Here is a 10,936-nt window from a genome sequence, read left to right as displayed (position 1 = left end):
ATTCTTTTACAACCTTAATCGAAATGATTAAAATTGACATAAAAAAATACAAAATACACATTTAAAGAAACAAGTGAGTTTAAGACAGTAAAATACGATCAAATAAATAATTTAGGAAATTTGAAATGAATAAAAAAACGGAAGTAAGTTCAAATTTAGAACTAAAGCCAATCTTTATTTCTCTACTTAGCCCTGAAATTTTGCTGGCTCATCTAGATATAAATAATAATGAATGGCTAACCTATGATTCAGACTGGTTGTATAAGGTAGAGAAAAAAGACATTACATTACCATTTCAGCGCATTCTATATATTACTAACAATATGAAAAATATTGAAATTTGTAGAATTAAACAAAAATATTTGAATACTCAAAAAAATCAGCGAACTTTGTTCAATGGCAGAAAATTAGAAACAGCCCAGAAAATAATTAGAGCAATACTGAACCTAGCAGATGAGACACCAATTGAAGACTGGACTCAAAATATTGAAAACAGGACACTTGTCGAAGATATTATAGCCAGCAATCATATTAAGATATTATCTCTCGTCTAGCGTTCATTTTGGAATTGAGAAAATTTATATTGTCTTACTACCTTTTACGGAGTAAATACAATTCCAACTAATCAAAACATAGTCCTTACCGAAAATAACATCTTTTTAAAAGATGATAAAAAATAATCAAATCAAAGGACTTTAGAGATGAGCAATAATCCGAATCAATATCCAACTTCTGCGCCTGCCCAAGAACAGCCACACCAACCTGGAAAGCAACAAGTGATGCATCCAGAACCTGAAATAATCAAGTCGACGCATCAGGGCAGCAATAAACTCAAAAATAAAGTTGCACTGATTAGTGGTGGTGATAGCGGTATAGGCCGTTCTATTGCCGTATTATTTGCTCGTGAAGGTGCAGATATCACAATTATTTATCTTGAAGAACAAAAAGATGCTGAAAAAACCAAACAATTGGTTGAGCAAGAAGGTCGACAATGTTTACTGTTCAAAGAAGATATAACTGATCCTAAAGTCTCGGAAAAGTGTGTTGAGGAGACTTTAAAGGCTTTAGGTAAAATAAATATCTTGGTTAACAATGCTGGCGTTCAGTTTCAGCAAAAAGATTTAATCAATATTAGTAATGAACAATTAGAGAGAACCTTTAAAACCAATATTTTCTCGATGTTTTATTTAACTAAAGCGGTACTGCCTCATTTAAAAGAAGGAGACAGTATTATTAATACCACCAGTATTACCAGTTATCACGGACACGATGAATTAATAGACTATGCCAGTACCAAAGGTGCTATTACAACATTTACCCGCAGTTTATCGACTAATCTCATGCAGCAGAAAAAAGGCATCCGTGTGAATGGTGTTGCTCCTGGCCCGATCTGGACTCCATTGATTCCAAGTAGTTTTGATGCAGAAACAGTAGAGAAATTTGGTCAGGATACGCCTATGGGACGAATGGGCCAACCGAGTGAAGTTGCACCTGCATACTTATTCTTGGCTTCCGATGATGCCAGTTATATTACAGGACAGGTCATACATGTGAACGGCGGTGAAATTATCAATGGCTAAGCCAGTATAAAACCTCCTATGGGAGGCTTTTTAATAACAATAAGAGGCTAAAAAATGAATCAGCATTTTACTATGGAATGTATACAGCAAAGGGCTTTGCACTATTTACTCCATTTTTTAGAAGAACAGCATTATCATTTTACCGTCATTACACCGCTTAGTCATGAACGGATTTTGAAGCGTAAGAAACACTTATTCAATACAGCGAGGAGCTTAAAGGATATTTTTGGCTGGAATCTGCCCTTTTATCCTGAAGCTCTGGATCAACAACTTTTTCTGATCTTAAAAAATGCCGACCTGATCCGTCTTGAAGATCAGCAATGGTTGAGTACAGTTAGAGTGGCATCTCTGGACGAAAAGTTATTTATCCATTCTGCTTTTCCAACGCTTGAAACCGATGCAGTGTTCTTTGGGCCAGATACTTATCGTTTTTATTATCATCTTAAACAATACTTACTCAACCAGACACATGATATACAGCGTAGTGTGGAACTCTGTTGTGGTGCCTCGCCTGTCGCCATTACGATTGCCAAGTTTATTCCTGAGGCTACTGAAATTTTTACTGCGGATATTAATCCTAAAGCACTGTTTTATAGTCAGGTGAATAAAGATTTTACAGGGTTGAGTAATATTTTCCCCACACAGAGTAATCTTTTTTCCAATCTGGAGGGACATTTTGACTTGATCTTTGCAAATCCTCCTTACCTGATGGATCTGCATGAACGTCAATATCGGCACGGTGGTAATGTGCGGGATGGCACTGATTTATCCTTTAATATTCTCACCGAAGGAATCAAAAGACTGACGCCTCAAGGTTCGTTATTTTTATATACTGGCATAGCGATCAGTCAGGACGGCAATAAGTTTTTAGAAGCAGTCGATAGCTGGATACAAGATTATCCAGACTTTAACTACAGTTATGAAGAAATTGACCCTGATGTGTTTGGGGAAGAACTTGAACAATCAGCCTATCAACATATTGAAAGAATTGCTGTAGTTTTAATCAAGCTCTCTGCTGCCTGATTTTTTTTAAATCTAAAAAAAAGCTCCATGACGGAGCTTTTTTAGCATTAGGCAGGTATGGCTTCTGCCACGGCTTCCCTCACCCAAACACGATGATGACGGAGTAATTGTTTCAGCTTTTCGGCCACATGACGGAAATCATCTTGCAATAACGTACCTTCATCTGGCACTAAATCAAGTTGATCCAGTAATTCAGCTTTATCACCCAAGAATACAATTGGTTTTAAATGCTTATAGGCTTCAAGTAAATAATGCTTGGTCACACCATCCGCCAAAACAGCATCTAAATTATCGCCATCTGCAATCACCACCGCATCATAGATAATAGAAGGCTCCGCTTTCTGCATGCCATCCGAGGAAATCACTTCATCGCGTGACCCTTTTACTGGTGCCAACATTGGCGTTAATAAATGCACAATGGCATTTTCCTGAATCGACCAGTTAATGATGATACGTAATGTCTCCGCATTAACTTTGTCATGAATCAGTACGGCAATTTTACGTCCCTGAATATCATCAGGAATAAACGCCTGCATAGAAAGTTTTTCAGATTTTTCAATGCTGGACTGCTTAAAGTTTTCTTTTAAGTCTGACACCTCGATTCCAAGATTTTGTCCAACTTGTTTCGCAAGATCGGTATCAATATTGGCCAGCACTTCCTGAACTTCACGCTCACGGATATGTGGTCGCTGTACCTTACTTAATTCAAAAGTATAGGCATCGACAACATGTTTTTGCTCATGCGGTGCCAAGCTTTGATAATACAAACGCGCTTGTGAAAAATGATCCGAGAAAGATTCACTACGCTGACGAATTTTATGTCCGTCAATGCGCTCCTGATAACTTTCAAAGCTACCATTTTGCGCAGCAGCAGGAATCTCAATTGGCCAGTTATTATCAATCGAATTCGGCTGATATGAAGCCTGACCTTTATGGATTTGATGCTGATGAATGCCATCACGCTGATTATTGTGGAATGGACATACAGGCTTATTGATGGGAATCTGATGGAAATTGGGGCCACCCAAACGACTTAACTGAGTATCGGTATAGGAAAATAAACGAGCCTGTAAGAGTGGATCATTAGTAAAATCTAGCCCTGGTACGATATGCCCTGGGCAGAATGCAATTTGCTCAGTCTCTGCAAAGAAATTATCAACATTACGATTCAACACAAACTTGCCAATTGGCGTAATTGGAACCAATTCTTCAGGAATAATTTTGGTCGGATCAAGCAGATCAAAATCAAAGCTCATTTCATCTTCTTCTTCAACAATCTGCACACCCAGTTCCCACTCAGGATACAAGCCCTGCTCAATGGCTTCATACAGGTCACGACGATGAAAATCAGGATCTTTACCTGCCAGCTTCTGCGCCTCATCCCAAACCAGCGCACTTAAACCCTGTTTCGGTGTCCAGTGAAATTTCACAAAACGAGCTTTTTCATGCGCATCTACAAAACGGAAAGTATGCACACCAAAGCCTTGAATCGAGCGCAAATTACGTGGAATCGCACGATCGGACATCGCCCACATCACCGCATGTGCGGACTCAGGCACCAGTGAAACAAAATCCCAGAAAGTATCATGCGCAGTCGCACCAGTCGGAATTTCTCTATGTGGTTCAGGTTTTACCGCATGTACGAAATCTGGAAATTTAATCCCATCCTGAACGAAGAATACGGGAGCATTATTGCCGACCAGATCAAAATTGCCTTCTTGAGTATAGAACTTAATGGCAAAACCACGGATATCACGTACTGTATCCGCCGAACCACGTGGCCCTTGAACTGTCGAAAAACGCACAAAAATAGGTGTTTGTATGCTTGGATCAGTCAGGAAACCCGCTTTAGTAAACCGCTCATTGTCTTCATAAGCCTGAAAATAACCATGTGCACCGACACCACGCGCATGCACAATCCGTTCTGGAATACGCTCATGGTCAAAGTGCGTAATTTTCTCACGCAAAATAAAATCTTCGAGTAAAGTTGAGCCTCGTACTCCTGCTTTTAAGCTGTTCTGGTTATCTGCAATTTTCACCCCTTGATTGGTCGTTAATGCTTCGTCGGTGGCATCACTTCTTACCTGATCAAGCTGTCTGGTCTTTTCAGTCTGATTACTTTTGTCTGGTGTATTCCCAGCTAAAGCACTTTTAGTATTGTTATCTTTAAGATCGTCATTCATTGGGCTACCCTGTTTTATTGTTGGCTAAATATAATGATTAAATGGTGTTGTGGTTTTCCTGCCTTAACGCGGTGAAGCAGTTAAATAAGGAAATAACAATTCGGCATACTTCTGAGTACTCCATAGGCCTATGCTTTTGTGATGAGATTCGGGGGCAAGAAAAGGCGTCAATTTACAAAGCTTAAGTGCAAAATTGTCTGTCTGGCTAACTCTGGTTTGTAAGTGTTCTAGTTCGCCATCAGAGATGTAACTGAATAAATAATCATGTAAAGGTTGTTCTTTACTTAGGCTATTCTTATAAGGCAAGACATCGGTTGAGTATTGATCGCCAGCAATCCAGTCATGAATAATCTGTCTTTCTGCGGGTGTAAACACACCATACATCTTCCCATCTTCATGGCTAATCATGCGCCAGAATGGGCTCTTTTCAGGATCACAATTAAATCTAATCCAGCGCTTTTCGACCAGTTGATTGATAAAACTCCCAATCTGTTGTGGATTGGCTAGCCACTGATTAATGGATTTGCATCCAATAAATTGTTTTTCGTTATGAACCAGTTGCCCAATTAAGGCTTTGCGTTTTAAGATTTTATGAACAAAATTTTCAAGATTCAGGTCTTTAATAATTTGTAGTGAGGACATACCCTGCTGATTTAAGGCATAGCCACGTTTTACCTTCGCCATAAAAGCTTCTTTATCTTTATATTTTTTATAAACATTTTCAAAAGCTTTTAAAGACTTATGCGCATGACCATTGTCCAAATTATCAATAGTAATATGCAAATTGAAATATTTGGCTTCGATTCCCAGTTCTTTAAGTTCATAGTTAGTAATTAAAAGATGTAAAGGAAGCTGCTCATAGCCGAGATTAAAACCAATAATTTCAGGAATAAACTCTGGTGGTGCATAAGCTAAAGCCAGTTGGACTGCTGAGTGATGGTAATACTCGTCGTCTAGGAAAAGTTCAAAATCATCCAGACCCAATACACGCAATAAGTCATCATAGATACAGACATGGTTGGACTTCGCCTGCCCCAGACCGAGCTCTTCTAGATAGATTAAAATGAGGTCATGAAAAACCGGATCATTCCAATAATTTACAAGACTATACAGCCAAGAACCGTCTACTTTTTTTACAGGGGCAACTTTTAATAAAAATTCAAATGCTTGTCCAATATTTTTAAAATATTCTCGCTCGCTCCCTGCTTGGCGCAGGCTTAAATAGTCTTGATAGCTGAGACATACTTTTCGATTTTCATTGTTATACCAATTAGGGATTTCCTCAATCTCATTGGGCAAACAAGTCTTAATCGGCTTCATTGTATCAAATTCTTGTGCTAAGAAATTAACTGCTTTTTTCTCTTTTTCAAAGTTAGATATATCCCCATCAAGGAAAAAAGAAACTAACTCATAATAATTTTTATGATCGTCCTGCAACAAATCAAGTAATCTTTTTTTTACGACAACAGACATTTCCATTCTCCGAATCGAAAATATAAATTTACCTTACGTTGCTCATCATTAATTCCTACCAACATTTTGTTAAAATAGGTTAAAATTGAAACAAATAAAAATCAAAAGCGTTTTATATCAACAGAATAGAAAAATCATATTTTTACATTTCAATATTTTGAATTATTTAATAAGAAAATAGATTAAAAAATAATTAATAATTTAAGTAATAAGTTTGGTGAGGAAAAGCTATGTTTAAAAAATCATGCAAATTACTGGCTAAAAAAAAAATTTCTGTTTTCTTTCTTGAAAGTGCTTCTGCAGGTTATTTATCTTATCAGTTTTCCTTAAGTCCATTTTCTGGAGATATTCTTATAGGAAGTCTGGTTTGTTATGACTTAAAAGTTAAAGAAAAAGTGTTAAAAATTTCCCCCAAGGTAATTAAGAAATATAGTGCTGAATCCATTCAGGTCACAGAAGAGATGATTAAAAAGGGAAAGAAAATATTTAAATCAGATATTTATATTTCATGTACAGGATTGCTCAAGAAAGGAGGTTCTGAAAGCAAGCAGAAACCTGTCGGAACATTCTTTTATTGTATAGATTATAAAAATAAAGCCTATATATTCAAAAAGATATATAAAGGTAGACCCGAAGAAAAGCTAAAAAATCTACTCAAGGATATATGCCGTGATATTGTTAAGATTATCAATAAAAAAGATATCTAAAACAAATGAACTTATTCTTTGTTGCAGTTTGTTACTTTAGTATAAACTTATATTAAGACTGTTCTCTTCAAAAACAAACACAAATACTTAACTTGTTAAAAAATCATTATTTCCATAAAAAAACTGCATTACATTTAAATATAGTGAAACAGCCTCACCCTATGATTAAAATAAAAATATGTTTTAATTAAATCATCTGATTTACTCAGATATTATCAAAAACCAAATGAGGTGTACGATCATGAGTAATACAAATAACCAAAGCAATCAAGAACGCAATAATCAACAGCAGCAACAACAAAACCAGCAAAAACAGCAGAACCAAAACAATGACAACCGTCAGCAGCAACAGCAGCAAAATGACAACCGTCAACAACAAGGTTCGAATCAAAAAAATTCTAACCAACAAGGATCAAACCAAAATAATCAACAGAAATAAGATTTGATTATTTTAGATCCGTAAATATTTAGGAGAATAAATTAATATTCTCCTAAATTTTATATAAGTTTGAATTTACTGGAGAACGATAATGAAAAATCAGAATATTACTGATCAAAATAATCAAGCTTCACGTGTAAGTATTGATCCAAATGATCATTGGCGTGAAAGTTATGTAACTCGCCCTTATTATCAAGAAGCTTCACTGGATACACCAGATCTGGATTATGATCGGGATTTTTCCAAAGCATATGAGCTAGGTAGTCGCGCACGTTCTGAGCACGACCGCAACACTCACTTCGAAGATGTGGAAGGTAATCTCAAAGAATCTTGGGAAGAGCTAAAAGCTGAATCAAGATTAAAATGGGAACAGGCCAAGCAAGCCATCAAAGATGCGTGGGATAAAGTCTAACTTTCCCCTTCCTATACAAAAATGAGCTTATTTAAAACATAAGCTCATTTTTATTGCATAGAATATAATCACTTACAAACTATAAGAAAGAGTAAATAAAAATGGATCTCATCGGTGTTTTCATTCACGATACGACTTGGGAATTGGTCGCAGAAATCATCATTCGTTGCTGTGTCATGTTTCTACTCATCCTGATTTTCTTGAAACTTTCAGGAAAACGCGGCATCAGGCAACTTTCGATATTTGAAGTCGCCATTATTCTTAGCTTAGGTAGTGCGGCTGGTGATCCGATGTTTATAGATGATGCGCCCATCGCCCAAGCTTTTGTGGTGATGTGTACCATTATTATTTTATATCGGCTTGTAACTTGGGCCATGATGAAAAGCAAAAAAGTAGAAACGCTTCTGGAAGGAAAACCACTTTGTATTGTCGAAAATGGTTTAATGGTTATTCAGGATATGAGAAAAGAAAAATATTCGCATGATGAGTTTTTTGCTGAAATGCGTCAGCAAAGTGTTGAGCATCTTGGACAAGTAAAAGTCGCGTTACTTGAAACTGACGGCTGCTTAAGTATTTTGTTCTACGCAAATGAAGAAACAAAATGGGGTTTGCCTCTATTTCCACATCATTATAAAAAAACAGATTATTTAAACCCGACGCTTTTTTATTCTTGTATGTATTGTGGGAGGACTCAGCACTTAAAACATCTTGAGAATGAATGCCCGCGATGCAAAGGAAAAGATTGGGCAGAATCTTCAAATACATTGCATATTAACTAATACTTTCTTATGCTTATTACAGTCACTTATGAACTTGGCGATTAGTTTTTAAGTGACTGTAAAATAATATATTTTAGCTGATAAGACGAAAAATTTTTCCGGTACGTGGATGAGTAAAAGTTAGGTCATCATTAAGTTCGATCACTTTATCCGTAATCACAACTTTAAATAAAGGCGACCAAGAAAAATCATTGATATTTACATCGATTGTGGGCATCTTCTCATAAATTTGCTCCACAATAATCTTGTCACCCGCCTCACTACTTGCATCGACTTCTTTTAACATATATTGTTTCGACATCTTAAAAACTCCTATTCAAAATTATCGTGCCAAAATATGAAAGCTTCTTTTTGTATTAAAAATAATTTACTTGCATCACATCTATAAAATAGTTTCTTCAAGAGTAGTTTTAGACTTACTTACAATATTTCCTCGCTCATCATAATGATAGTTCGGCATAACTACCTTATTTTTTAGTTTTAACTCTAAGTCTTTATTATAAATAATAAGCTTTTCTACAAAACCAGATAACCATAAGATGTATTCACCTTTATTTTTACTTTTAGGCAAAATACTAACATCTAAATTAATGGATAAATCCTTAGAGTTCATTAATAAGTCTTCAAAGTTAATATAATTATATAGCAATTTAAAGTTTGAATCTTTAGCAACCTTCTTTAACTCAACCATTAAATTATTAAGATCTTCAACATGTTCACCAGTAAATCCATACTTTGATTGAACTTTTTCATAAATTTGTTCTGCTATTTTTAAATATTGATACATGACATTATTCCTTTATATTGTATTTAGGAATGATGCAGTATTCACAGTAAACTATTGTTAATATTGTTTTAAATTGTGAAATAGAAATTATGTTTCATATACATAAAAACCACAAAAAATTTTAATTAAATTGCATTAATGAATATTTATGTGTTTCAAATCACACAAAATAGCATTATGCATTACTAATAAAAGGATCAACATTAAAAATGACTAAAGCAGAATATTGATGCCTTAGTCATGCTCTCCAATTCGTTTCTTAAGGTTAGGACTCTCTAGCTTGACCTGAGTTCTTAGTAATATTTCCTGTCTGAACACCTGATGAACTATTTTCTTCAATGATTATAGGAGCTGAAGTATGTTGCATATCATCATGCATATCATTATTCGGATTTACAGGCTCACTTTGCATAGAATGAGGCGTAGTTGTATGACCTTGTGCCATGGGGTCATCACGATCTCGATTCTTTTCACAGCCCACAAACATGAAAACACAACATAATGCTAGGACTTTTATTAATAAAATTTTCATTATCATTACCTCTAGTTTGATTATTTGTATTACTGAGATGATTCTGTAAAGCTGATCTATTCATCTATTATCGATAAGCATTTCTTTTTTTTCGCATGTATCAATCTGCATTTTCGACGCTCAGATAAAGACTTATGATGTCTAGTTAAATCTACTTCCCATTCATCTACATCCATCCTATGATTCAGAAAACAATAAGATTTAGCATCAGAGTTAGAATTAATACATTGACTATCTTTAGAATTCATATTTAACATCCTTATATATACTCAATTTTATATTTAGCAGAACTCGGCCATATATAAAAGAAGCTTGATTATAAGCTTCTCTTTTTTAAATTTATTTTAAAAGCTTACTTAGGATTTTTTTAGGTTTATCCTTCTCACTTAAATTTAAATCCTTATCTTTCTTCTCATCAGATAATTTATTTTTCACTTTATGAGACTTATAATAACAACCTAAAGCAATTCCGGTTCCTAAAGTTACAATTGTTTTTAACATGTAGCACCTCTGACTATATTTAAGTAATCTTTATACTGAACAAATTTAATGTAATTTTCTCTGTTGTTTTTTTTACTTTTTTTTAAAGAGTGAAAACTTATGTAATTATAATTAAAAAAATTACAAAAAATTTTATCCATTAAAAATAATATTTTTTTCACCACTTAGAATACATATTACAACAACTTACAATAAAATATATAAATTTCAAAATCAAAACAAAAAACATAAATAAATAAATTTTTTAAGATTTACCATAAATAAATTTGTAGAAATTCTAATAAAGGAGTAATTAAAATGGCTAAAATTAAAGCCTTTGAATCCAGCTCAATTTTAGACTTAGAAGTCAATATCAATGAATGGCTCAGGACAGAATTAAAGCAATACAACCATCAAGTTAACATTAAATTTATCAGCCATAGCTATACCAATGAAAATGTAATACCCAAATTCACTGCTCTAATAGTTTATGATTATAACTAACTCTTTTACAAAATTATTAAGCCTGATATCAGGCTTA

The 10,936-nt window shown here is 34.6% G+C and carries 14 protein-coding genes; 8 read left to right on the top strand and 6 right to left on the bottom strand.

Features of this window, described 5'->3' with window-relative positions; translation table 11 throughout:
* The first annotated feature begins 125 nt into the window (after window positions 1–125).
* The 3 genes from AAV96_RS01280 (at window position 126) to AAV96_RS01270 (ending at window position 2,603) form a co-directional block, all read left to right on the top strand.
* Window positions 126–554, top strand: a complete 429-nt coding sequence (locus AAV96_RS01280) for a hypothetical protein (RefSeq protein WP_046738017.1) — start codon at window positions 126–128, stop codon at window positions 552–554.
* Between the two features lie 147 nt (window positions 555–701).
* Window positions 702–1,580, top strand: a complete 879-nt coding sequence (locus AAV96_RS01275) for an SDR family oxidoreductase (protein ID WP_046738016.1) — start codon at window positions 702–704, stop codon at window positions 1,578–1,580.
* 54 nt (window positions 1,581–1,634) lie between these two features.
* On the top strand, window positions 1,635–2,603 hold the full coding sequence (locus tag AAV96_RS01270) for a N5-glutamine methyltransferase family protein (protein WP_046738015.1): 969 nt from the start codon (window positions 1,635–1,637) through the stop codon (window positions 2,601–2,603).
* A gap of 47 nt (window positions 2,604–2,650) precedes the next feature.
* On the opposite strand, the gene katE is transcribed toward AAV96_RS01270, so the two are convergent.
* Together katE and AAV96_RS01260 are read right to left on the bottom strand one after the other, a co-directional pair.
* A complete protein-coding gene (katE, locus tag AAV96_RS01265; RefSeq protein WP_046738014.1) occupies window positions 2,651–4,786 on the bottom strand; it encodes a catalase HPII in 2,136 nt (711 codons plus the stop codon).
* A 63-nt stretch (window positions 4,787–4,849) separates the two neighbouring features.
* On the bottom strand, window positions 4,850–6,259 hold the full coding sequence (locus tag AAV96_RS01260; protein ID WP_046738018.1) for an iron-containing redox enzyme family protein: 1,410 nt from the start codon (window positions 6,257–6,259) through the stop codon (window positions 4,850–4,852).
* Between the two features lie 230 nt (window positions 6,260–6,489).
* Here AAV96_RS01260 and AAV96_RS01255 point away from each other — a divergent pair, with 230 nt between their 5' ends.
* The 4 genes from AAV96_RS01255 to AAV96_RS01240 all read left to right on the top strand — a co-directional run bounded on the left by AAV96_RS01255 (window position 6,490) and on the right by AAV96_RS01240 (window position 8,596).
* Window positions 6,490–6,966 carry a CinA family protein gene (locus tag AAV96_RS01255; RefSeq protein WP_046738013.1) on the top strand — a complete coding sequence of 159 codons (477 nt, stop codon included), beginning with the start codon at window positions 6,490–6,492 and terminating at the stop codon, window positions 6,964–6,966.
* A gap of 241 nt (window positions 6,967–7,207) precedes the next feature.
* The gene (locus AAV96_RS01250) at window positions 7,208–7,405 is read left to right on the top strand and encodes a hypothetical protein (protein ID WP_046738012.1); all 198 of its coding nucleotides are present in this window, start codon (window positions 7,208–7,210) and stop codon (window positions 7,403–7,405) included.
* 106 nt (window positions 7,406–7,511) lie between these two features.
* Window positions 7,512–7,817, top strand: a complete 306-nt coding sequence (locus AAV96_RS01245) for a hypothetical protein (RefSeq protein ID WP_264822108.1) — start codon at window positions 7,512–7,514, stop codon at window positions 7,815–7,817.
* 101 nt (window positions 7,818–7,918) lie between these two features.
* A complete protein-coding gene (locus AAV96_RS01240; RefSeq protein ID WP_046738010.1) occupies window positions 7,919–8,596 on the top strand; it encodes a DUF421 domain-containing protein in 678 nt (225 codons plus the stop codon).
* Between the two features lie 73 nt (window positions 8,597–8,669).
* Here AAV96_RS01240 and AAV96_RS01235 read toward each other — a convergent pair whose 3' ends face one another.
* From AAV96_RS01235 to AAV96_RS18205, 4 genes are all read right to left on the bottom strand, one after another.
* Window positions 8,670–8,897, bottom strand: coding sequence for a hypothetical protein (locus tag AAV96_RS01235; protein ID WP_046738009.1), 228 nt, complete (start codon window positions 8,895–8,897; stop codon window positions 8,670–8,672).
* Window positions 8,898–8,978: 81 nt separating this feature from the next.
* On the bottom strand, window positions 8,979–9,383 hold the full coding sequence (locus AAV96_RS01230; RefSeq protein WP_046738008.1) for a hypothetical protein: 405 nt from the start codon (window positions 9,381–9,383) through the stop codon (window positions 8,979–8,981).
* Between the two features lie 265 nt (window positions 9,384–9,648).
* The gene (locus tag AAV96_RS01225) at window positions 9,649–9,870 is read right to left on the bottom strand and encodes a hypothetical protein (protein ID WP_227505814.1); all 222 of its coding nucleotides are present in this window, start codon (window positions 9,868–9,870) and stop codon (window positions 9,649–9,651) included.
* Window positions 9,871–10,254: 384 nt separating this feature from the next.
* Window positions 10,255–10,416, bottom strand: coding sequence for a hypothetical protein (locus AAV96_RS18205; RefSeq protein ID WP_171249101.1), 162 nt, complete (start codon window positions 10,414–10,416; stop codon window positions 10,255–10,257).
* 297 nt (window positions 10,417–10,713) lie between these two features.
* Here AAV96_RS18205 and AAV96_RS01215 point away from each other — a divergent pair, with 297 nt between their 5' ends.
* Window positions 10,714–10,899, top strand: coding sequence for a sporulation protein Cse60 (locus tag AAV96_RS01215; RefSeq protein ID WP_046738005.1), 186 nt, complete (start codon window positions 10,714–10,716; stop codon window positions 10,897–10,899).
* The last annotated feature ends 37 nt before the right edge of the window (window positions 10,900–10,936 follow it).

Origin of the sequence: Acinetobacter sp. AG1 (genome assembly GCF_001005525.1) — a bacterium.
In the GTDB taxonomy this organism is placed as follows: domain Bacteria; phylum Pseudomonadota; class Gammaproteobacteria; order Pseudomonadales; family Moraxellaceae; genus Acinetobacter; species Acinetobacter modestus.
The sequence above is the reverse complement of the archived record's forward strand: the minus strand, read 5'-3'. Positions and strand labels throughout refer to the sequence as shown.